This is a genomic window from Pseudoalteromonas sp. GABNS16E, assembly GCF_028598715.1.
Classification (GTDB): Bacteria; Pseudomonadota; Gammaproteobacteria; order Enterobacterales; family Alteromonadaceae; genus Pseudoalteromonas; species Pseudoalteromonas atlantica.
Genome location: NZ_JAQREZ010000037.1, coordinates 16,282 through 36,793 on the forward strand (window position 1 = coordinate 16,282; position 20,512 = coordinate 36,793).

A 20,512-nucleotide genomic window follows, 5' to 3' on the forward strand; every position below is an offset into this window, starting at 1 on the left:
AATGCATCCTGCAGTTCAAAAATACAATAAGTTACCAAGTATAGGTAACGAGCTAAGTTGGCAAAATGCCAGCGAAACAGCCCGTAAAAAAGCCCAAAGTAGGGCGGTAATAGTACGCCATTTATTAACCCAAGAATGCGCGTTACCAAAAGCGTTTGAAGCACTGGTTAATGCCTACCGCACCAATACAGCAATGGCTACACTTTCAACCGCTATTGATGCACTGGGTAAATTACCCGGGCGCGCAACCATTTATAATTGGTGCAACGCCTATAAAGACAACGGCATTAATGGGTTACTACCTAACCATAAAGGCAAAGCACAAACCCAGTACAGCTGGCTTGCCCGTAGCCTTGAGCTTTACCACAGCCCTAATAGCCCAAGCTTTGCGCAAGTGGCAGATCAGTTAAACAAAGAGGGCTACAAGGCTGAGCATCACCAAGTACGTCGTTTTATAAATGGGCTCCCCCATGAACTAGGCCCACAAGGCCCGTACCGCATGGGCGCAAAACTGTACCGCGAAAAACATAAAGACCATCTTTTACGTTCAACGGATAACTTAAAGCCAGGCGTTATGTATAACGGCGATGGCCACACGCTCGACGTATACCTAGCACATCCCAAAACGGGTAAGCCATACCGCGCTGAGTTAACTGCGTTTCAAGACGTAGCAAGCCGCTGCATTGTGGGCTGGGAACTCGGCTACGCAGAAAGTACGCTCGATACACTCGCAGCTATTAGCCGCGCCATTAAAGTACATAACAACGTGCCTGCCATGTTTTATCTCGATAACGGCTCTGGCTACAAAAACAAACTAATGAACGACGACACCACCGGTTTTTATGCTCAGTTTGAAATAGACGTAATATTTGCCATACCAGGCAATGCCCGTGTTAAGTGGATTGAGCGGTTCTTTTTACACATGGAAGACCGTGTTGGTAAACGTTTTAGTACCTATTGCGGGCGTGACCACGACGATCGCCATAAGCAACTGGTACTTAAAGAGGCTAAACAGGGTAAACGTAAGCTACCGACAGTAGACGAATGGATAGCTGAGTTTAAAGCATTTTTAAACGACTACCACAACAGCGAACACCCTGAAGTTAAGGGCAAAACACGCCAGCAAGTATGGGATGAAAACATTGAGCGCGTGCCACCGGTAGAGGGTGATTTTGTCATGCTACCACGCGAAACCGTCAATATTCGCCGTGGCCGTTTCCGCCTGCATCAACGTGATTATTCAGCTGACTTTTTACACCAGTTTAACGGCCAAGAGCTTGTTGCCGCTTACGACCTACACGACGACAGCTACACCAAGCTTTATAAGCTAAACGGTGAGTTTTTAATGTTCGCTAACTTAAAAACTAAATCGCACGCGGTGCCTACATCTCGCATCGAGCAAGCCGAAAGCAAACGCCGTACTGGTCGCTTAAAACGCATAGACACCAAACGCCGTGAAATTGAAGCCCAAGAGAATCAAGAGCGCATTATTGATGTTGACTCAGTGGCGAAGTTTGCAGCACCCATTAAAGGTATTGAAGCACAAGAAGCACCGGTAAACATTTTTGATTTTGATGTAACACCAGCACAACCACAACACGAAATCGACCTAAACGAATTACTTGATCAACCTAATTTACGAAAGGAAACAACTTATGAGCTATAGCCAACCACACCCATACACGCCCGAGCAAACCCTGCGTGTTGAGCTAATTAATCAAGAGCTAAGCACCACAGGCATGACCGCCGAAGAACTTAACTGTGGCTTTGCACTGCAATCAGTAAAAGAAGTACTGGCAAACAAATGCACCATCAACCCTGAAAAAATAATTACACAAATTTGGCACCAGTTATTTGGTGAAGCGGCCATCACCGAGATTGAAAAACGTAACGGCTTTAATAAGTCGTATAACAAAGCTGATCGTGAGCTGGCAGGACGTATTTGCCTGCGCTTACAATCACCTGAAATACGCGAACAAAACATTACTAGCGCAAGCATTGCAGTGAGTATGGGTAAAAGTCCTGCATCTATTAGCCAATTAATTAATGGTAAATACAACGCAAAACCTACTAAACATTTACATGATATTTGGGCACTTATTTGCCCTGCAGAAGTTGATCAAGGCAAACCTAGTAAAGAGCGCAAACAAATAAGCATTGTGTACGGTGATGTGCGCTTTATTCCTACCAGTACATCAAAGCTTATTGCTATGGCCTGCGACCAAGCTCGCCAACGTAAACGCTTTAGTGTGTTTGCAGGCCAAGCAGGGCTGGGTAAAACCAAAGGTATTGCGGAGTATTGCCGCCACAACAAAGAAGCCATTTTAATTGCTGGCAGTGAGCAAACCAGCAGCACCCAAGTGCTTGAGCAACTAACGTTAGCCCTGGGCTTATCGCGCTGCCCAAGCGCGTACAAAAACATGCAAAAAATTATTCAAGCACTGCGCGATACCGACCGTTTAATAATTTTAGACGAGGCCGACAAGTGCAAACCTAACTCGCTCGACCCACTGCGCACCATAAGCGACCAAGCCATTGTAGGCGTAACCCTGGTTGGAAATATTCAGTTAGTAGACAAGCTACAAACCCAAGAGCGCTACGAACTCATTGCAAGCCGCGTGTGCTTTTGGCCAAAACCCATAGGCCAAATTACCGTTGAAGATATTCGCACCCTGTTTTTAGAGCTCACCGAGGGCACCGTAAAACTTGCCCAAGACGACGCAAAGTGGTGGCAATGGCTGCACAAACGCGTTGAGGGTAACGCCCGTGAGCTGGTTGAAAACTTGCTACCGCACTTGCTTAACCACACCAACAAAAACCCAGACACCGCCGTAGACAAGTTGTTAGTCAATGGCATTTTTTCATCAGTACTTAATAAACCAGCAGTTTAAACGTTGTTTAAACACACTTTAAATAAGGATTTAATTATGCCATTTACAATAAAATTAAACACATCACGTTATACAGCACATTTAGCGTTTAGCTCGTTGGTAACAAACGCAACAATGCTAAGCCTACTTGCTAAAAAAGACCCGCAAGGCGAGCTAATAGACAAATGCGATGGCAACATTAAAGCGGCCTTTGCAACCCTTACTGCCGACAAGCTATTTAGTATTCATCATGTACACGAAGTTAACTCACATGCACATACTGCTAGGCGTTTTAATACCATATATCGTGAATTCCCGCTTATTTATACCGAGGGCATGAAAGATTGGGGCATTAAAATTATTGGTATAGGCCAAGCCCCACAGTTTGAAATTGAAGCTCTGGAGGAAAGCGCATGAGTAACTTGATCCAACAAATCAAAATTGCACAAAAGGCGGCGGGTATCGACCAAGATACCCACCAACTTAATGTGTCATACATTTGCGATGGCCGTGTAAACACCAGCACAGGGCTAACCAAGCTTGAACAACAGCAGCTGCTTGCACGTTACCGTGCTATGAACCCAAATGCGGGTAAAACACAGTTACCCGCACAGCTAAAAATGATTTACAGCCTATGGGGTCAATTAAGCCGCGCAGGTGCGGTAAACATTGATTCAAAACAGGCCTGCGATGCGTTTTGTGAAAAACACTTACAAGGCAAAAAGCTCAGCCAAAGCGCCCAGCAATGGCCGCACATTATTGAAGTACTTAAGCAATGGCTTGCACGCCATAAAGCAAAGCAGGGGGCGTAAATGGCTAATTACGAAGAGTACCAAAACTTTACTATTAACCCGCGTAAGCCGCCTTATACCGAGGAAAAGCGCTATCGTAATGTTAAAGATAAAGACAAGCAAAAATGCCGTATTCGACGTGATGTAGAGGCTTACCAAGAGCAACGCAAAATAGACCGGGAAAATGGCTTAGATTATTTATTTGAGGAGCAATCATGAGCGAATCAACGATAGATTTACGGGCATTACCGCACGGCCTGCGCCGTATTGTTAAACACTTGGGTGTTGAACAAACCATTGCGGTACTCACCGAGCAACAAGGGCAAATGTTTTATATCCCTGAAAAGCCTACCGAGGATCACGAAGTAGTAAAGGTATTTGGTAAAGCCCTGGTGCAAGAGCTGATAGACGCAAACGTAGGCTCAAGCTATCAAATACCCATGCTGCACAAAGTGCTTATGCAAATTCGTAATCAACAAATTTGTGAAGCCCTGGACAGCAAAAGCAGCAACATTCAACAGCTAGTAAAGCGTTTTAAGATCACCCGCCAGCAAGTAAGCAGTATTTACAGTGCATACCAAGACGAACGGGCGCACGAAACACAATTAAATTTAAGTTTGTAGGGGAATAACATGGAGACGAATACAGAAAACAAAGCATGTAACTGTTTTGAAGATACATTAAACCGAGTTAAAGATCATTTAACAGAGCAAGGCAAAATACCTGAAGGCGCTATTGATGTTTCTTTCAGATGGCAAGGGCAAACCTACATGCTTTCTGGCGGTCAATATGCACCAGTAAACCCAAAGATTGAAGTTAAATTTAGGGCCGCAAAAAAAGGAGGGGGCCATGCACGTAATATGACTAAAAACGAAATATCAATAGCCGCTTCGCATTGCTGTTATTGCGGCCGTGAATATCAACGAGACAATGGTTTGTAGGGGGCATCATGGAACTGTTAAAAGACATTAAAGCTGAATGCCAGGCATTTTTTAATGGGGCAATATTGCGTAGTAAGCCTGTAATTCATTACAAATGCCCTGAGTGCAATAACACGTTAAAAACCATGCGCCCACCACAGGGCGAGGTTTATAACGATCACACTGTGTGCATTCATTGTTGGTTTGAGTTTATCCGTATTACCGACGGTACTGAGGTAAGAATCCAAACTTACCCCAAGCACAAACATGCAAAACAATAACTTTGTACTGCTCACTGCGTTGCAACTTAGTGGCGGTAAAAAGCCAAAGCGGTGGCAGTACGAATACGGTTTAAGCCTGCTTAACCGGTATATCAACCAACGCAAGCTATTTGGCCTAGATACAACAGGCATGATGGACGAATACCGCGAAGCATTTAGAGAGATTAAGGGTAAGTGATGGCAAAAGTAAAAGTTAAATACGCTGTAATCTTAGAACAGGTTATTGATTGGCCTGATGATGAAATGTCAGATTTTAGCTATGAAAACCTTCAGGTTAATTTAGAACCAAGTGACGCTTCCGTTATTGATAATAACTATGACATTTTAAATGTTGAAGTTAACAACAAACCACACCAGTTTTAGAGAGAAAATCATGGCAACTGAATACCAAACTTACGTAGTAAAATTTGAAGGCGAAGCACCACCAGTGACCGCTGGCATGAACATCAACGGCGGTAGTCTTTGTGGTGTTACTTTTAACAACCAAATGGCGTTAAACGATGATGCGAGAGAGCTTATCGAAGATGCTTTAGACAAGCACCATTTGATGAATGACAGAGAAACCGAAGACTTCTTAAACGAACTTTTAACACTGCTTTAAACCATGTTTAAACCTCATTTAAATTAAATTGGCTTGCCCCCTTGTATTAGCAAGCCTTTTTATTCTACCCTAATAGACCAGCTCGAAAGCCCCAGCCGCAAACAACTTTACAGTGTTACCCAATCCCCTAAATTGATTTACTACCAGCATGACAAATACAGTGCATGCGCCAATTATTGAGTTTTTAGCTCAACAAATTATTAAGGCCAGTTCTAAAGCCGAGCAAATAGCAATTTCTCGCCGTTGCCCGTTAAAAGACCTGCCCGCATTGCGTACCCGCGTTAAACAGCTGCTAAACCCAGCTAACAAAAAGCCGGCGCGTAATACCCGCTTACCTGCCTGTTACGTCCTAACAAAACAACGTTTAACTAAAATGAGGACTCAGCAGCATGGCGCTTAAAAGAAAAGTGGTGGTACCAACTGCCCCAAGCTTTACGTTTCAAGAATTAGTACCAAAAGCCATATTTGAGCTTTATCAAGACGACCCTTTGTTTTTAATCAATGTATTTGATAATCGCGCATTGCGTATGCTGCAAAAGTTACGCGACACGTTTGGCCCATGCACCGTAAATAGCTGGAGCTGGGGTGGCGCTAATCAATACCGTGGCTATCGCCCACTGGATTGCACTATTGGCGCAAAACGCAGCCAGCACAAGCTAGGTAAAGCATTCGATTGCAGTTTTACTAATTACACCGCTCAGCAAGTACGTAATTACGTATTAGCCCATCCGCAAGAATTCCCCTATATCACTGCCATTGAAGGGCAAGTGAGTTGGTTTCATTTTGATGTACGCACGCCTACATGGACGGGCATTAAAGTATTTAACCCGTAAGGACCACCCATGAACCAAGAACAAGAAAACTTATTATTTCAAGCCATCGGTGAAATTCAGGGTAGTCAGGCGGCTATTTTAAATGACTTAAAAGACATTAAAGCCGATATCCATCAAAGCATCGAAAAAAGCGAAGCGCGCCAAAAAGAGATAACTGACGGATTAAAGCTTGATATAGAAAAAAGCGAAAAACGCCAAATTGCAGCCATTAATAAGCAAGATGACCGCTTAGCGAAGGTTGAAGAAAAACTAACAAACCAACGCGTTAAAGTAGCTGCCATGGGTGGCACTGCGGGTTTGGCTGTGTCGCTTATTGCCTATGCTGTAAAAAATGGGATGGCGGGCTAATGGCACACCCAGCTGAAAAGAAAAACGCCGTACGCCACAGCTATGTAACAGAGTTGCTTGCGTTGAGTGTTGCTGCGATTAAGCACAATGTGGCCGATGGGACCGCAAGGCGATGGAAAATGGAAGCCAAAGAAAACGGCGACGATTGGGATTTAGCCCGTGCAGCAAGCCGCCGTAGCGAAGGTACTGCAGGGGAGTTTACTACCGATTTCATTGAAGAATTCACCATTCAAGTTAACGAAACATTTGAGCTTTTAAAATCGCCTGAAGGTGCAGCGCTATCACTTGACCAACGAACCAAAATACTCAGCTCACTCACCGACATGATGAGTAAAGTGATGAAGGTATCAGGCGGTAATAAACGCCTTGAAAAGAGGACTATTGCTACCGAAGTACTTAAAATTTTGGCTAAGTTTGTATCCACGAAATACCCTGAATTTGCGCCAGAGTTTGTTGAAATACTTACCGCCTTTGGCCCTAAGCTCGACACGGAGTTAGATGACTAATGGCTGATATGAATTCACGTGAATTTTTAGCTGAAATAGAGCAAATAACTGGTTCGTTGCGCCGCGATATTGAAGCAAAAGAGCGCAACATTGACCCAAGCCCCGCAGCAATTAAAGAGCGTCGTAAACGTGTACTTAGTGGCGACTTTGAGTTTTTTGTGTATACGTATTTCCCACATCATATGTGGCTTGATGACAATCAAGAGGCTTCTGAGTTTCAAAGTTACTTTATGAACTGGTTCCCAGAGGCACTTAAGCTTAAAAACGGCTGGAAAAACTGGTTTGTTGCCCCACGTGGTGAGGGTAAAAGTACCCTTGGCGTAAAAATAGCGCCCGTGTATGTCGCCGTGCAAGCACTACTGCAAGACCCTGATATATGCCAAGACCTGGGTCTTGCCAAAATAACCCAATTCATCGACTTTGTTATTTTGTTTGGCGCTGAAACCAAAATGCCAACAAAAACACTTGAGGTGGTTAAAACAGAGCTGCTTAACAATAATAACTTGGCGTTAGACTTCCCTGAAGTATGCCAAAAATCCCCAGTTTGGAAGTTAGGCGAATTTGTAACAGCCCAAGGTGTGCGCTTTGAAAGCCGCGGTGCTGAGCAATCAGTACGCGGTACGTTCCATGGTGCCAGCCGCCCTAAATTACTGCTGTCTGATGACATTATTACCGATGCCGAGGCTAAATCACCGACAGAGCGTGATAACCGCTGGCGCTTTTTAGAAGCAGCCGTGCAATACCTTGGCCCACCAGATGGCACCGTAAAATTCTTAGGTGTAAACACTGTTTTAAATAACGACGACCCAATAAGCCGCGCCGAAGAGGCACCAGGGCATATTGTGCATCGCTTTAAGGCTATTAAACAAATGCCTGAACGCATGGATTTATGGGAAGAATGCCGCGATTTAATGGTGCATGACGACAAGCGCTTTGAAAAACGTGCCGCCGCCAAAGGTGAAGCAGTTTCAACCGAGCAAAAACCATCGTTTAAGTTTTGGATCAAGCGCAAAAAGCAAATGCTTAAAGGTGCAACTACCAGTTGGCCGAGTGTACGTTCTCTTTACGATTTAATGTGTATGTGGGCAGCTAACAAGCGTGAGTTTAACCGCGAGATGCAAGGCATTGCCAAAAGCGACGAAGAAGCAATATTTTACCAGTTTGATTTTTGGGTTGATCGCTTAAACGAGTGGATACCTTACGGTGCATGTGACCCAAGCATGGGCAAAACCGAAAAGGCTGACCCCAGCGCTATATTAGTAGGTTTTTACTCTAATGAATTGCAAAAGCTACATGTTGAATATGAAAGCCGTAAAGTTCGTGGTACCAGCCGTTTACTTAACGATTTAATACGCGCACAAAAAGAATATAACTGTCGAGTGTGGGGCTTTGAGAACAATAACGCCTTTGATTTTATGCGCAGCCAATTTATTACTACAGGCCTAGAGCAAGGTATAGCGCTACCGTTACGCGGTGTTACTGCAACCATACCTGCTGAGGAACGTATAGGCTCGTTAGAAACATATGTAACGAATACTCCCGCACAAATTGCCTTTCACTCACGGTGTCGTTTACTCCTTGATGAGCTTGAAAACTGGCCAGAGAAGCAAACAAACCATCACTACGATTTAAGCTGTGGCTTAGCCATTTTATGGATAGTAGCCAGTACTGGTGCGGGCGGTATTCCCCGTGTTAATAGCCGCAAAGTGACCAAACAAATAAGGGGCTATCATGTTTAAAAGCAAGCCACGTATTAAATCTAACGCATACGCAGCGCTTACCCGTATGTTTGACCAAAACCGTTTAGATCCAAGCCTAACGTCGCTTATTACTGAGCTACCAAACCCTGATCCAATATTACGCCGCGCAGGTAAAAACACCGCTATTTATGAAGAGATAGCCCGTGATGCACACGTTATTGGCGAGTTGCGCTCGCTACGCAGTGGCTTATTCAGTTTTAATACTGAGCTTGTGCCAGGCGGTGACGATGCTGCCAGTTTAAAAAGTTATGAACTGGCTAAAGCCTTTTTTGCTCGTAAACCCTGTGCTCATTCAGAATGGGCCGATATGGACTGGCACAATTACAGCGCAATTTTAAACGGTTTTAGTGTCACCCATTTGGGCAAATACATTAAACAGGATGGTCATTGGCAACCTGAGTATGTAGAGACCTGGCGTAATAGCCGTTTTGCATTTAACAGTGATCACGAACTACTAGTAAAAACCAGCGACAAACCACAAGGCGAAATCATAGACCCGCGCCGTTGGTCATGTGTTCGCCATATGCCAAGCGCCGAAAACCCGTATGGTATTGCATTATTAAGTAGTTGCTTTTGGCCATGGACGTTCAAGCATGGCGGCTTTAAGTTTTTTGTGCAGCTGTGCGAGCGCTTTGGTATTCCATTTCCTGTGGGTAAATACCCAATAGGCAGTAAAGATTCAGACATAAATAACTTACTTGATGGGTTAGCTAAGCTTGTTCAAGATGGCATAGCCGCCATACCCGATGACACCAGCATTGATATTATTGAAAGCAAGCTTTCTGGCGAGCCAGTGCCCGAGCGCTTAGTTAACTTTTGTAATGCTGAAATAAGCAAAGCTTTAACCAGTCAAACCTTAGCAACAGAGCAAAAAAATGGCGGCGCACGTGCTGCCAGCGAAACCCATGCAAAACGTGCTGGCGACAACCAACGCTCAGACAGGGCGCTTGTAGCCTCTTATCGTAATCAGCTTTTAAATTCGCTTCATACGGTAAATTTTGACGGTGGTGAGCCGCCAAAATTCATATTTAAAGACAAACGCGAAATTAACACTGACACAGTAACTCGCGTACGCGAAACAGCGCGTATTGTGCCAGTTGGTGAAGAGTGGGCATATCAAGAGCTCGGTGTACCAAAGCCAAAAGACGGTGAAGCAATACTTGACGTGCCCGACGAAGGCCACGGTATTGCAACACCTGCTAAAACCGAGTTTGCCAAAAAGCCAACCGACAGCGTAGAGCTTACCAGCGAATTTGATGTGTTTGATCACGCAAGTGACGACACCATTAAACAGATTTATCAATTTGCTCAGGCAGCTAAAAGCCTGGACGAACTTAAGCAAAAAATAACCTCACAATTTCCTGATATTTCAAACTCAGCACTGGCAGACGTTGCCCAAACAGCAATGGAGTATGAGTTTATGGCAGGCATGAATGAGGCTAATTCAAAAACTGTGGAGATAGACGATGAATAATGTACCTGAAGGTTACTTAAAAGACGGCAAAGGTAATTTAGTAGCTATTGCCAACATCAAACAAACTGACTTGATCAAAGATGAGTTTGTTAAAAAAGCCATTGATAAAGCCCTTGAAATGCAAGAAACACTGGCCGAATTTAAACAAAGTTTAATGGCTGAAGCAGACGACTTTATAGAGCTATTAGCGCAAGAACATGGCGTTAACTTAGGCGGTAAAAAAGGCAATGTGACACTGCGCACCTTTGACAGCCAATTAAAAGTCACCCTGCAAACGCAAGAACGTATTGAACTTGGCCCAGAGCTTAGCCTTGCAAAAGAGTTAATCGATCAATGCCTGGACGAATGGACCGAAGGCGGCAACCAAAACATTAAAGCCATTGTAAGCAAAACATTCAATACCGATAAGCAGGGTTCACTTAACCCGCAACGCATTTTAGCCCTGCGTAAACTTGAAATTTCAGACGATTCTGGCAAGTGGACCAAAGCAATGAATATTATTGCTGAGTCTGTTGGAGTGGTTGATTCAACCCGTTTTATCCGCTTTTACAAGCAAGATGATAAAGGCATAGAGCAAGCAGTTTCACTCGATATAGCAAAACTGTAGGGGGCGCTTATGGCCATTTCTAAAGAGCAGTGGATAGAGATAGAAAACGAGCTTACAGGCACATTTGCTAATGTTGTCTTCTCTGTAGGCGATCACAGAGTCTCTGTTCAACGTCAGAGAAAATCTGAATCGACAACCGTGTTAAGCGTTTATATTGATGACTATATAAAAGGTGAATGGTGTAACAAAAAAGAATCACGCCCTGTATGCCTTGAACAAGTATGGCGCAAGCGCTCCATATCATTATATAAACCTACTGAAATTAAGCGTATTCAAAAAAACTTTGGAAAACGCGATGCAAAAAAACTCTTTCCAAAATTGCATGATAAAGCCGAATTTTTTGATTGTTTTTTTACAACGTCTAAGTCACTTGTTCGACAATTTAAGCGCATTGAAAATATAGAGCTTGAACTGATTGGTGGCGTTAGTTATGAATCAATGGAGGCATAAATGGACCCAATTACAATAGCACTTGGCCTTGCAAAGCTCACAGGCCTGGATAAAAAAATAGGCGGTTGGATAGGGGGGGATAATGGATCAAAGGTCGCGTCGAAAGTTGTTGATATGGCGCAAACCATCACCAATGGGGGGTCTGCGCAAGAAGCTATGAACCGTATTCAGCAATCCAGCGCACTACAACAAGAACTTAGGCAAAGCATTTTAAACCGTGAAAAAGAGCTTGATGATTTAGCGTTTAAAAACAGCCAAAGCGCCCGCAACATGCAGATACAGGCACTTAATCAAGATGATAAGTTTTCTAAACGCTTCATTTATTACTATGCGTGGTTTTGGTCGGTCGCAACGGTTATATACATAGGTTGTATAACGTTTTTAACCATACCGGAGACCGCAACACGCTTTGCAGACACCATTTTGGGCTTTATTTTGGGCACCGTTGTAGCGTCAATATTGAATTTCTTCTTTGGTAATAGCCGTGATAATTCACGTAGAAATGAAATTCAAGACATTCAACAGTCGCTAAAAGAGCACTAATATGGCCTTACTAGCTCCACAATATGGCGACCTTGTTAAGTTCGAGGAAGCCATTTCTCATTTCAAAGACAAAATTAAGCTTACCAGTGAGTCATATAAAGACTTACAGGGCTTAATTCACGCCAAAGCATTTACCGTTGCCGGTGCAACACAAATCGAAATTATAAACGAGCTATATAAAGCAGTAGATAAAGCGATAAGTGACGGCGAGACTATATCGGACTTTAGAAAACGCTTTGACAAAATAGTTGATGATCACGGTTGGTCATACAATGGCAAACGGGGTTGGCGTACAAAAGTTATTTATCAAAACAACAAAAACACTGCGCGTGCAGCTGGACGCTGGCAACAACAAGAGCGTTTAAAAGAACGCAGACCTTATTTATTATACTTAACTGCAGGTGATAGCCGCGTAAGACCTGATCACGGTAAGTGGAATTACATTTTACTGCCAGTGGATCATTCGTTTTGGGATACGCATTATCCGCCGAATGGTTATAACTGCAGGTGCAAAGTGGTATCACTTAATGCGCGTGATATTGCACGCATGGGATTATCAGTAACTAAACCAGAATCAGTTAAAAAGTTTACTGAGTCATTTAAATTTGTAGACCCATCAACAGGTGAAGAACTGAGTAAGTTACCAGGCATTGATTTGGGTTGGGATTATAATCCTGGTAAAGCATGGCTAGGCGCAGACATTGCAGCGGGAAAATCAGTTATGACTATATCAACTGACATTCAAAAGTTAGCGGTACCACAATTTAACGAAGCAGTTTTAAAATCTCAGCAGTACTATATAAAGCAGGTAAACTTACAAGCAGCAAAGCTAGCGCTTAAAAAGTCGGTACCAGATAGCCAGCAATTTACGTTAGGGCACTTGCCTGTAAATTTACTAAACGAACTATCACGTAAAAACGCACCTATATATAGTAGCGCTGTTACTATCAGCAGTGCTCAAATTGAAAAGTTCTTAACTGGCCAGCTAGCAATTGAACAAGTTCACGAACTAATGAACGCTGTTCAAAAACCAAATACATTTGCTTATATAGGCAATCAAGTAAAAATATCGTATCAAGGTTTTATGATCACTGTAGAGCTAGGCCCAACATTTAATACAATTGTAGCTGCCGAAAAAGTTTAAATATCAGCAGCTCAAAATATTTAAACAGTGTTTAAAAGGCGTTTAAAGTGTATTTAAAGGAAAGTTAAACGATCAACAATGATCTAATTCTAAACGTATAATGAGCAGGAATGATTGGATAATGAGTCAGTTTGAACAAGGTTCGTCTAAAACCAAGCGTAATCTAGATTTATTGAATTTTGCGCTCAGGGTCCACTAAACCCAGTAATAATAGGCTTTTCCAAAAGACGAGGGCGAAAATCCTCATACCATCATTATTCTAGAAATGAACAACCCCTTACACTATTACTCAAAACTCCAGAAATAGGGGTTTAAACGTAAATAATAGAAGCTACTTACTTTGAATGTTTATTAATTTACCTTATTTAACATAATATAAATTATAGGTAGTTATGTATATTGTAATAAGGAGTGCGTATTACACTCCTACTATGTCCAATACTAGACGGTATCGGACATTAGGGTTGTTTTTACCAAGCTATACCTAGTCTTACTTTGCTATGTACTTTTAGTTTATTCCAGATCATTACGCTTTTATTATCCATTACACTTAAAACTTTACTAACTATATTACTTACACAGAACTTTAAGCATTGGCTACTTTAAAATTTTAACCACATCAGTTTTTGCTTTGGTATTTTCATCAACGTTCTTTCAGTTCGGCGCTCTTTTATTACAGCGCTATTTAAAACGTTTTATAAAAAGCCTAAATTTATTAAAACTTTATTGGTATTTTAAATGAGCCTGTTAGTTTTCTTTTTTGAAAAATAAAGGCTCATTCAGTCAGTTATTATCCGTGGATTTTAAAAAGCTAGCTAAACAACCTTAGCTAATCCATACTTAAAATACGTTCTGCTGTGTATTCGTTAGTAATTAAACCGCTGATCATATTTGATCTAACTGCACCAAGTATCGCAAGTACTTTATCTTCACCGGCGGCTATAGCGTAAATTTGTTTATTACCTTCAATTTTTAATGGCGTACTGGCAACACGTTGGTTTACAGTGCAGTCAATTAATTGACCGCGTTTGTCGTAAACCCAGCTGATCATTTCGCCCACAGCACCTAAATTTTGTAGCTCTTTTAGCTCTTGCTCATCAATAAAGCCATCAATATGCAATGGCGATTTTTCGCCTAGGCTACCTACACCCACAAGTGTTACGTCGGCTTGAGTGGCCAATTTTAAGTTACTGGTAATATTATGTTGTGAATGCAATTGCTGTTTTTCTTCAACACTTCTTGGTAATACAGGAAGCGGCATTGGGTAATGCTTTGCATTTATATGCTCGGCCATCCTAACAACTACATCATAAGGTGAAGCCGACCCATCAAGTGCCATATTACCAAGCATAGCCACTACTTTGTGTTGACTACAATCTAGCGTTGGCAGTTCATCAACGCATGCACGTAATACGCGCCCAGTACCCATAGCTAAAATTTTCGGTGTTTCTGATTTTAAATGGCGTTGTATTTCAGCAGCACCGGCTTGCGCTAATCCCACTGTAGAATTTGGATCTGAACCATCGCTAGGCACTACTTCACAAGAGGCTAAGCCAAAACGGCTTTTAATTTTTTCTGCTAAATCCATACATTTAGCAATAGGATGATCGAGCCTTACTTTAATAAGCCCTTGGCTTACAGATAATGCCACCATACGTTGAGCCGATTGACGAGATACATTGAGCTTTTTGGCAATTTCGTCTTGTGTTTTACCCGCAACATAATAGAGCCACCCTGCTCTAGCTGCATCATCGAGCTTACGTATTTCTGTATTTGATAGCTTTGCCACATAAACCTCTTATTTTGATAAGCCGCTTAGTTTAGCGATAAATAATTTTATAATATTTGCAAATATATCATTCATTTATAAAATGCCGAAGTGTCACATTAATTTAATAGCCAATACTTTAGGGTAAATTTACTATTCCTAAAGTATTGGCTTAAAACGCTCGATTAAACTGTTGGGTTTTTAATCGTTAAACCATTTTTATCAAATCTATGTACCTTGTGCTCTGGCGCACTTAAATAAATTGTGTCGCCATATTTTAGTGGGCAATCCTTCTGGGCTTGAGTAACTGGCAATAAATGCCGTTAGTGGTGCGGCATTCGCAGCGGTTAAAATGAGTGTCCAAAATGCTTCGTTCCATGCCAAAATTACGTTTAACAGTAATGTTGAGGCTATGCCGGGTAATGCGATTGGCAGTAATACATGAAATATTTCTTCGCCAATAGTTGCACCATCCATTCGTGACGCCTCTAAAATTTCACCCGGAATTTCTCTAAAGTAGGTGTATAACATCCATACCATAATCGTTAAGTTTATTAAGGTCATAACAATAACTAAGCCCAGTTTTGTATCTAATAAGGCAAAGTCTCTAAAGAGTAAATAAATAGGAATTAACACCCCTACCGGTGGTAGCATTTTTGTAGAAAGCATCCACATAAGTAGGTTTTTAGTTTTTTTCGTTTGCACAAACGCCATTGACCACGCGGCTGGTACGGCTATTAATAAGCCCAATAAACTTGAGCCTAGTGATATAACCACCGAGTTCCAAAAGTGATCAAAATACGGCGAGCGGGCTAACACATCTTGATAGTTTTCCAGTGTCCAATCAAAAGCAAATAACGCTGGTGTGGCTGATATTGCTTCTGCTTCGGTTTTAAAACTGGTGATTAATGTCCATAAAATTGGGAAAAATATCATCCCACTGATGGTCCATGCTGCCAGGGTATAAATTAGTTTTGATTTTTTATTTGCTGCACTAGCCATGATTAACCCTCTAAGTTTTTACCAATAAGGCGCATTAAAAATATGGCTACAATATTGGCAATAATTACTGCAACTATGCCCCCTGCTGATCCCCCGCCTACATCAAATTGTAATAACGATTGGGTGTAAATTAAGTAAGTAATATTGGTTGACGCATACCCAGGCCCACCACTGGTTGTCACTAAAATTTCTGCAAAAATAGACAGTAAAAATATAGTTTCAATTAAAATAACAGCGGTAACAGCGCGTGATAAATGCGGCAGCACGATGTAAAAAAACTTACTAAAAAGCCCTGCACCATCTAAATCGGCAGCTTCGAGTTGTTCGCGGTCAAGGGATTGAATTGCCGTGAGTAATATCAACGCTGCAAACGGTAACCACTGCCAAGAAACAATAATAATGATTGAAAACAAAGGCATTTGCGCAAAAAAGTCGATAGGTTCAAACCCGAGCCTAATTGCAAAGTGTGCAAATAATCCATTTACAGGGTTCATAAACATGTTTTTCCACACCAAAGCCGATACGGTTGGCATAACAAAAAATGGGGCGAGAACCATAATACGAAGATAGTTTCGCCCCCATATTGCTTGGTCGAGGAGAACAGCTAAACCGATACCACCACAAATGGTGATAGCTAATACACCCGTTACTAAATAAAGGGTATTAAAAAAGGATTCAACAAATGCGGGATCTGTTAAAAAAAACTCGTAGTTTAAAAAGCCTACAAATTCACGTTCACCAGGAATAAGTAAGTTTTAATCTACAAACGAGAAATAGAGTGTCATGCACAGCGGCACTATCATCCATCCTAGTAATAAAATTACACTAGGAAATAGCATTATGCGTGCAAGCGTACGAGACTGTGTAGTTGCCATATCAGTGACCTTCAAAAAGTCAGCATTAACCTTAGCAACAGCGACAAACGGCTACTAGATAACATGCTAATGCTGACGAAAAATACGAGGTAAGCGTTAAACTTACCCGCCTACTTATTTATTTTGGGTAGCGCGCTTTACGCATTGTGCGCTCAACTAGGCGTTGTGATGTGTTAAGCGCTTGCTCAACAGTCATTTGCCCAGTAAGTGCAGCGGAAAACTGCTGCCCAACAGCAGTGCCAATTCCTTGAAATTCAGGGATAGCAACAAACTGAATGCCAACATAAGGCACGGGTTTAACAGTAGGGTTTTTCGGGTCGGCCGAATTAATAGAATCAAGCGTTATTTGTGCAAACGGTGCTGCATTCATGTATTGCTCGTTTTCATAAAGTGATGCGCGAGTACCCGGCGGTACTTTTACCCAGCCTTTGTTATCGGCAACTAATTGGCTGTACTCTTTAGATGTAGCCCAGCTAATAAATTTCATTGCAGCATCAGATTTTTTACTACTAGAAGGAATTGCAAGTGTCCATGACCATAGCCAATTACCACGTTTACCTAGGCCATTATCTGGTGCAAGTGCAAAGCCTACTTTATCAGCGACTTCAGAATCTTTTTTATTGGTTACAAATGCGCCAGCAACCGTTGCATCAATCCAAATACCACATTTACCCGTTTGAAATAACGCTAGGTTTTCGTTAAACCCATTCGCTGACGAACCCGCAGGTCCAGACTCTTTCATAACATCTACATAGTACTGGAGTGTGGCTTTCCACTCTAGGGTATTAAATTGTGGTTTCCAATTTTCATCAAACCAGCGAGCGCCAAACGAATTTGTCATTGAAGTAATTAAAGCAACATTTTCGCCCCAACCTGCTTTACCACGTAAACAAAGGCCATAAACACCTTCATCTTTATTGGTCATCGCTTTTGCAGCTTTTTGAATAAAGCTCCACGTAGGCGCGTTTGGCATTTCTAGGCCGGCTTTTTCCATTAGGTCTGTACGGTACATAACCATTGAGCTTTCGCCATAAAATGGGGCCGCGTATAATTTGTTATCTATCGTTAAACCGCTGCGAATAGCCGGTAGTAAGTCATCAACGTCGTAATTTTCACCTAGGTTATCAAGCTCAGTTAGCCAGTTTTGTTTACCCCAAATTGGCACTTCATATGTGCCAATTGTCATTACGTCGTATTGGCCGCCTTTTGTGGCAACATCGGTTGTTACACGTTGACGTAAAATATTTTCTTCTAGTGTACCCATTTTAATGAAATCTCTGGGTTTTGTTCTTCAAAATGATTGCTAAGCTCTTTCATGGTGATCATGTCACCATTATTAACAGTGGCAATGGTTATGTTTCTTTAGCGGCTACGTTAATAGCCATAACTGAACACGCGAGCATTAATAATTTAGTTTTCATCGGGTTAACCCTCATAAATATGTTAAATGACGCTTAAAAAATAACTGTAAAGCGCCTTAGTAAATAAAGCGGTGAGTAATTTCAACGTATTTACAGCGTTGAAATCACCTTTAAACCAAACAGTAAGTTAGTAAGCTATTTAAAATTTAACTGAGATTTCTGAGGTAAAACCGTCAAAACCACGACCAATCTGGCCGCCTGAGTTTGCCCCTTCTTCTTGGTTTACATACTCAACTTTTAAAAGTGTTGAATCTGTAAACCAGTAACCTGCGGCTACTTGTAAGCGCTCAACGGTGTTATCATTTTGGCTAATTAAATCGGAAGTGTTTTCTGACTCTGCATAGCGCGCGGCTACGTAAAGTTTTTCAGGAATGATATATTGCTGTGCTTCAACGGCGTAATATTCTACTGAGCTTTCGCCTTTAATTACACTGTTAGAATCAAACGTGGTACCGTTTTCGTCTTCCACGCCATCTGTACCAAAGTAGGTAATACCTGCCACTGCGTTACCTGCAGAGTCTGCAAAGGTGTAATCGTCAGACGATTTACCCAACATTAAAATGATGCTGGTTTGATCTGATGGCTGATACGCTAAATTTAATTGAATGATAGACTGATCAAGCCCAGGCATAACACCTACGTGAGTATCACGTTCGCTTGAAGGAGAAGCCGAAAAGTTATAGTTTTCGCCATCACCAAAACGGTAATTTGTTGTTGTGAGTCCATCTAAGCTCGCTACGCCATTTTCAAAACGAAGTTGGTCGCCTTGGTTTGCTTGTAAGTAATTTAAGCCAACTTTAAAGCCACCTTCAAACTCTAATGTACCTTGTAAGCGGTAGTTAAAGCCTCTACCTTCTTGAAATGCTTCGCCAAAGCTTGATGTAGTAATGTGACCTGCCACGTTATAAGAACGAAGCACGCCACTGTCAAAAGTTTCTGTGTAGCTTAATTGTGCACCGTTTTCTGCGGTTGCGTAGTCGTTAATGCCGTTACCAATTAAGGCATTACCTTGGTTATCAGCGCCGTCTTGAAAACCTTTAAACTGAAATGGAGACGCGCCAATATTACCTAAACGAAGCGTTAAATTTTTGTTTTCGTTTGGTGTGTCGTATAAGCCAAGTAAATCAAATTCAATACCTGCAAAATCGTTATGGAACGAAAAATCACGGTCGCCGCCGCCAAAATCGTTTGGCTCTTCGGCTATATCAATGTCGGCAGTAATGTATTCATTTATATGAAACTTAAGCATTAAGTTAGCTCTAATACGCCCAAAACCTGATGATTGATCTTCATCTCCAGGACGAAATGCACCGTCTTTAGCTTGAATAGACTGAAAGTTTTGCATTGCTAGAAAGTTAACGTCAAGGCGGTCAAAGTAATCTGACATTTCTGCTTGTGCAGGCGCCGCCAACGCTGCTGCTACTAAAGTTAGCGCAAATTTAGCTTTCTTATTATTTAACATAATGAACTCTCTATTTAGTGTGTTGTGTATTTTCAGTGTGCAGCTAAATCGAATGAGCATTTTACTTTAATGTGTTTTTAAACCTCTTAATGAGCATTGGCTCAGTCAGTGAGCATAATCACAAATGAATAATGTAACGTCAACACCTTTTATTACAAAACATTTACATGAAATCGTATTTATAAAAATTTACATTTATAAACAAGGGTTTAATAGTTTTGAATTCCAAAATAAAATTGCCAGTTATGACTAAAGTCTTATTTAAAGTGTTCTGTAGAGGGCTATTGAAGAGCGTTATTTAACATTTATTAACCAATTAAATGGTGTGGGCGTTTAATTAATACGGCAGGTTTAGGCGCGTAAAAGCGCTAATTGGTTGTTTTTTGATTTACTTTCTTGAGCTTATACTGTGCTTAGCATAAAATTAAATTACTTTAGATGTATAAAAAATAGAAGTAATTAACATATGGAATTTGTGCGCCCGCTTGAGCCTATACTTATTATTGATGACGTTAAGGAAATACGTGACTACCTAAACCAAATATTAACGGAGCTAGGCTTTGAAGATATTTTAGAAAGCAACGATTACCTTTCTGCAAAACCCCTTCTTGATAAAAAATCACCCAATGTCATATTTTTGGATGTGGACTTACCTGATTCTGAAAGCTCTGATATTCTAGAACATATTAATGATAGCTACCCTCACGCTCACGTTGTTATGTGCTCGGGTCATAACACCCTTGAAAACGTGCAAAACACCTGGGAATTAGGCGCTAAAGGCTTTATAGAAAAACCTTTTAACGCTAAAAAAGTTAATTCTGTTATGAAGCGCCTCGAACTAAGCGAATAAAATAAG

The 20,512-nt window shown here is 41.6% G+C and carries 26 protein-coding genes and 1 pseudogene; 22 read left to right on the forward strand and 5 right to left on the reverse strand.

Going from position 1 to position 20,512, the window contains the following annotated elements:
- The first annotated feature begins 1 nt into the window (after position 1).
- The 21 genes from PSI06_RS14515 to PSI06_RS14615 all read left to right on the forward strand — a co-directional run bounded on the left by PSI06_RS14515 (position 2) and on the right by PSI06_RS14615 (position 13,128).
- Complete coding sequence (locus PSI06_RS14515; RefSeq protein WP_273605034.1) at positions 2-1,666, forward strand: Mu transposase C-terminal domain-containing protein; 1,665 nt, start codon at positions 2-4, stop codon at positions 1,664-1,666.
- On the forward strand, positions 1,656-2,891 hold the full coding sequence (locus tag PSI06_RS14520) for an AAA family ATPase (protein WP_004586553.1): 1,236 nt from the start codon (positions 1,656-1,658) through the stop codon (positions 2,889-2,891). The genes PSI06_RS14515 and PSI06_RS14520 overlap by 11 nt, the downstream gene beginning before the upstream one ends.
- Positions 2,892-2,927: 36 nt before the next feature.
- Positions 2,928-3,287 carry a hypothetical protein gene (locus tag PSI06_RS14525; RefSeq protein ID WP_004586552.1) on the forward strand — a complete coding sequence of 120 codons (360 nt, stop codon included), beginning with the start codon at positions 2,928-2,930 and terminating at the stop codon, positions 3,285-3,287.
- On the forward strand, positions 3,284-3,682 hold the full coding sequence (locus tag PSI06_RS14530; protein ID WP_004586551.1) for a phage protein GemA/Gp16 family protein: 399 nt from the start codon (positions 3,284-3,286) through the stop codon (positions 3,680-3,682). The genes PSI06_RS14525 and PSI06_RS14530 overlap by 4 nt, the downstream gene beginning before the upstream one ends.
- Positions 3,683-3,880, forward strand: coding sequence for a hypothetical protein (locus PSI06_RS14535; RefSeq protein ID WP_004586550.1), 198 nt, complete (start codon positions 3,683-3,685; stop codon positions 3,878-3,880). It abuts the gene before it with no gap.
- Positions 3,877-4,284 carry a Mor transcription activator family protein gene (locus PSI06_RS14540; RefSeq protein ID WP_273604097.1) on the forward strand — a complete coding sequence of 136 codons (408 nt, stop codon included), beginning with the start codon at positions 3,877-3,879 and terminating at the stop codon, positions 4,282-4,284. Before PSI06_RS14535 ends, PSI06_RS14540 begins: the two co-directional genes overlap by 4 nt.
- A gap of 9 nt (positions 4,285-4,293) precedes the next feature.
- Positions 4,294-4,602, forward strand: coding sequence for a hypothetical protein (locus PSI06_RS14545; RefSeq protein ID WP_273604096.1), 309 nt, complete (start codon positions 4,294-4,296; stop codon positions 4,600-4,602).
- 8 nt (positions 4,603-4,610) lie between these two features.
- Entirely contained in the window at positions 4,611-4,862 is a 252-nt protein-coding gene (locus tag PSI06_RS14550) for a hypothetical protein (RefSeq protein ID WP_004586548.1), read from the forward strand.
- The gene (locus PSI06_RS14555) at positions 4,849-5,040 is read left to right on the forward strand and encodes a hypothetical protein (RefSeq protein ID WP_273604095.1); all 192 of its coding nucleotides are present in this window, start codon (positions 4,849-4,851) and stop codon (positions 5,038-5,040) included. Before PSI06_RS14550 ends, PSI06_RS14555 begins: the two co-directional genes overlap by 14 nt.
- Positions 5,040-5,225, forward strand: coding sequence for a hypothetical protein (locus PSI06_RS14560; protein ID WP_273604094.1), 186 nt, complete (start codon positions 5,040-5,042; stop codon positions 5,223-5,225). The genes PSI06_RS14555 and PSI06_RS14560 overlap by 1 nt, the downstream gene beginning before the upstream one ends.
- Before the next feature lie 10 nt (positions 5,226-5,235).
- Positions 5,236-5,463 carry a hypothetical protein gene (locus PSI06_RS14565; RefSeq protein WP_273604093.1) on the forward strand — a complete coding sequence of 76 codons (228 nt, stop codon included), beginning with the start codon at positions 5,236-5,238 and terminating at the stop codon, positions 5,461-5,463.
- A gap of 148 nt (positions 5,464-5,611) precedes the next feature.
- A complete protein-coding gene (locus tag PSI06_RS14570; protein WP_273604092.1) occupies positions 5,612-5,863 on the forward strand; it encodes a hypothetical protein in 252 nt (83 codons plus the stop codon).
- Positions 5,853-6,296, forward strand: a complete 444-nt coding sequence (locus PSI06_RS14575; RefSeq protein ID WP_273604091.1) for a D-Ala-D-Ala carboxypeptidase family metallohydrolase — start codon at positions 5,853-5,855, stop codon at positions 6,294-6,296. Before PSI06_RS14570 ends, PSI06_RS14575 begins: the two co-directional genes overlap by 11 nt.
- Before the next feature lie 9 nt (positions 6,297-6,305).
- Positions 6,306-6,644 (forward strand): hypothetical protein, encoded by a 339-nt coding sequence (locus PSI06_RS14580; protein WP_004586543.1) that lies wholly within the window; start codon positions 6,306-6,308, stop codon positions 6,642-6,644.
- Positions 6,644-7,150 (forward strand): DUF1804 family protein, encoded by a 507-nt coding sequence (locus PSI06_RS14585; RefSeq protein WP_273604090.1) that lies wholly within the window; start codon positions 6,644-6,646, stop codon positions 7,148-7,150. Before PSI06_RS14580 ends, PSI06_RS14585 begins: the two co-directional genes overlap by 1 nt.
- On the forward strand, positions 7,150-8,889 hold the full coding sequence (locus PSI06_RS14590; RefSeq protein WP_273604089.1) for a hypothetical protein: 1,740 nt from the start codon (positions 7,150-7,152) through the stop codon (positions 8,887-8,889). Before PSI06_RS14585 ends, PSI06_RS14590 begins: the two co-directional genes overlap by 1 nt.
- The gene (locus tag PSI06_RS14595; protein WP_004586540.1) at positions 8,882-10,384 is read left to right on the forward strand and encodes a phage portal protein family protein; all 1,503 of its coding nucleotides are present in this window, start codon (positions 8,882-8,884) and stop codon (positions 10,382-10,384) included. The genes PSI06_RS14590 and PSI06_RS14595 overlap by 8 nt, the downstream gene beginning before the upstream one ends.
- A complete protein-coding gene (locus tag PSI06_RS14600; protein WP_004586539.1) occupies positions 10,377-10,991 on the forward strand; it encodes a DUF3164 family protein in 615 nt (204 codons plus the stop codon). The genes PSI06_RS14595 and PSI06_RS14600 overlap by 8 nt, the downstream gene beginning before the upstream one ends.
- Positions 10,992-11,000: 9 nt before the next feature.
- Positions 11,001-11,441 carry a hypothetical protein gene (locus tag PSI06_RS14605; protein WP_029772716.1) on the forward strand — a complete coding sequence of 147 codons (441 nt, stop codon included), beginning with the start codon at positions 11,001-11,003 and terminating at the stop codon, positions 11,439-11,441.
- Positions 11,442-11,984 (forward strand): hypothetical protein, encoded by a 543-nt coding sequence (locus PSI06_RS14610; RefSeq protein WP_029772717.1) that lies wholly within the window; start codon positions 11,442-11,444, stop codon positions 11,982-11,984.
- 1 nt (position 11,985) lies between these two features.
- Positions 11,986-13,128, forward strand: a complete 1,143-nt coding sequence (locus PSI06_RS14615; protein WP_029772718.1) for a phage head morphogenesis protein — start codon at positions 11,986-11,988, stop codon at positions 13,126-13,128.
- An 829-nt stretch (positions 13,129-13,957) separates the two neighbouring features.
- On the opposite strand, the gene PSI06_RS14620 is transcribed toward PSI06_RS14615, so the two are convergent.
- From PSI06_RS14620 to PSI06_RS14640, 5 genes and pseudogenes are all read right to left on the reverse strand, one after another.
- Entirely contained in the window at positions 13,958-14,917 is a 960-nt protein-coding gene (locus PSI06_RS14620; protein WP_273604088.1) for a sugar-binding transcriptional regulator, read from the reverse strand.
- A gap of 207 nt (positions 14,918-15,124) precedes the next feature.
- Positions 15,125-15,898 (reverse strand): carbohydrate ABC transporter permease, encoded by a 774-nt coding sequence (locus PSI06_RS14625; protein WP_273604087.1) that lies wholly within the window; start codon positions 15,896-15,898, stop codon positions 15,125-15,127.
- Positions 15,899-15,900: 2 nt separating this feature from the next.
- Positions 15,901-16,644, reverse strand: a complete 744-nt coding sequence (locus PSI06_RS14630) for a carbohydrate ABC transporter permease (protein ID WP_273604118.1) — start codon at positions 16,642-16,644, stop codon at positions 15,901-15,903.
- A 247-nt stretch (positions 16,645-16,891) separates the two neighbouring features.
- A pseudogene (locus PSI06_RS14635) lies at positions 16,892-18,194 on the reverse strand (ABC transporter substrate-binding protein).
- A gap of 139 nt (positions 18,195-18,333) precedes the next feature.
- A complete protein-coding gene (locus PSI06_RS14640) occupies positions 18,334-19,656 on the reverse strand; it encodes a hypothetical protein (RefSeq protein ID WP_273604085.1) in 1,323 nt (440 codons plus the stop codon).
- A gap of 466 nt (positions 19,657-20,122) precedes the next feature.
- Between PSI06_RS14640 and PSI06_RS14645 the strand changes: the two genes are divergently transcribed.
- A complete protein-coding gene (locus tag PSI06_RS14645; protein WP_029772290.1) occupies positions 20,123-20,506 on the forward strand; it encodes a response regulator in 384 nt (127 codons plus the stop codon).
- The last annotated feature ends 6 nt before the right edge of the window (positions 20,507-20,512 follow it).

Excerpts from the sequence above, each read along its gene's own strand:
- PSI06_RS14540 (WP_273604097.1), top strand. The coding sequence starts at position 3,877 with ATGAGCGAATCAACGATAGATTTACGGGCATTACCGCACGGCCTGCGC.
- PSI06_RS14605 (WP_029772716.1), top strand. The coding sequence starts at position 11,001 with ATGGCCATTTCTAAAGAGCAGTGGATAGAGATAGAAAACGAGCTTACA.
- PSI06_RS14525 (WP_004586552.1), top strand. The coding sequence starts at position 2,928 with ATGCCATTTACAATAAAATTAAACACATCACGTTATACAGCACATTTA.
- PSI06_RS14515 (WP_273605034.1), top strand. The coding sequence starts at position 2 with ATGCATCCTGCAGTTCAAAAATACAATAAGTTACCAAGTATAGGTAAC.
- PSI06_RS14575 (WP_273604091.1), top strand. The coding sequence starts at position 5,853 with ATGGCGCTTAAAAGAAAAGTGGTGGTACCAACTGCCCCAAGCTTTACG.
- PSI06_RS14645 (WP_029772290.1), top strand. The coding sequence starts at position 20,123 with ATGGAATTTGTGCGCCCGCTTGAGCCTATACTTATTATTGATGACGTT.
- PSI06_RS14550 (WP_004586548.1), top strand. The coding sequence starts at position 4,611 with ATGGAACTGTTAAAAGACATTAAAGCTGAATGCCAGGCATTTTTTAAT.
- PSI06_RS14610 (WP_029772717.1), top strand. The coding sequence starts at position 11,442 with ATGGACCCAATTACAATAGCACTTGGCCTTGCAAAGCTCACAGGCCTG.
- PSI06_RS14580 (WP_004586543.1), top strand. The coding sequence starts at position 6,306 with ATGAACCAAGAACAAGAAAACTTATTATTTCAAGCCATCGGTGAAATT.
- PSI06_RS14600 (WP_004586539.1), top strand. The coding sequence starts at position 10,377 with ATGAATAATGTACCTGAAGGTTACTTAAAAGACGGCAAAGGTAATTTA.
- PSI06_RS14560 (WP_273604094.1), top strand. The coding sequence starts at position 5,040 with ATGGCAAAAGTAAAAGTTAAATACGCTGTAATCTTAGAACAGGTTATT.
- PSI06_RS14625 (WP_273604087.1), bottom strand. The coding sequence starts at position 15,898 with ATGGCTAGTGCAGCAAATAAAAAATCAAAACTAATTTATACCCTGGCA.
- PSI06_RS14590 (WP_273604089.1), top strand. The coding sequence starts at position 7,150 with ATGGCTGATATGAATTCACGTGAATTTTTAGCTGAAATAGAGCAAATA.
- PSI06_RS14545 (WP_273604096.1), top strand. The coding sequence starts at position 4,294 with ATGGAGACGAATACAGAAAACAAAGCATGTAACTGTTTTGAAGATACA.
- PSI06_RS14615 (WP_029772718.1), top strand. The coding sequence starts at position 11,986 with ATGGCCTTACTAGCTCCACAATATGGCGACCTTGTTAAGTTCGAGGAA.
- PSI06_RS14570 (WP_273604092.1), top strand. The coding sequence starts at position 5,612 with ATGACAAATACAGTGCATGCGCCAATTATTGAGTTTTTAGCTCAACAA.
- PSI06_RS14595 (WP_004586540.1), top strand. The coding sequence starts at position 8,882 with ATGTTTAAAAGCAAGCCACGTATTAAATCTAACGCATACGCAGCGCTT.
- PSI06_RS14555 (WP_273604095.1), top strand. The coding sequence starts at position 4,849 with ATGCAAAACAATAACTTTGTACTGCTCACTGCGTTGCAACTTAGTGGC.
- PSI06_RS14565 (WP_273604093.1), top strand. The coding sequence starts at position 5,236 with ATGGCAACTGAATACCAAACTTACGTAGTAAAATTTGAAGGCGAAGCA.
- PSI06_RS14640 (WP_273604085.1), bottom strand. The coding sequence starts at position 19,656 with ATGTTAAATAATAAGAAAGCTAAATTTGCGCTAACTTTAGTAGCAGCA.
- PSI06_RS14520 (WP_004586553.1), top strand. The coding sequence starts at position 1,656 with ATGAGCTATAGCCAACCACACCCATACACGCCCGAGCAAACCCTGCGT.
- PSI06_RS14585 (WP_273604090.1), top strand. The coding sequence starts at position 6,644 with ATGGCACACCCAGCTGAAAAGAAAAACGCCGTACGCCACAGCTATGTA.
- PSI06_RS14530 (WP_004586551.1), top strand. The coding sequence starts at position 3,284 with ATGAGTAACTTGATCCAACAAATCAAAATTGCACAAAAGGCGGCGGGT.
- PSI06_RS14535 (WP_004586550.1), top strand. The coding sequence starts at position 3,683 with ATGGCTAATTACGAAGAGTACCAAAACTTTACTATTAACCCGCGTAAG.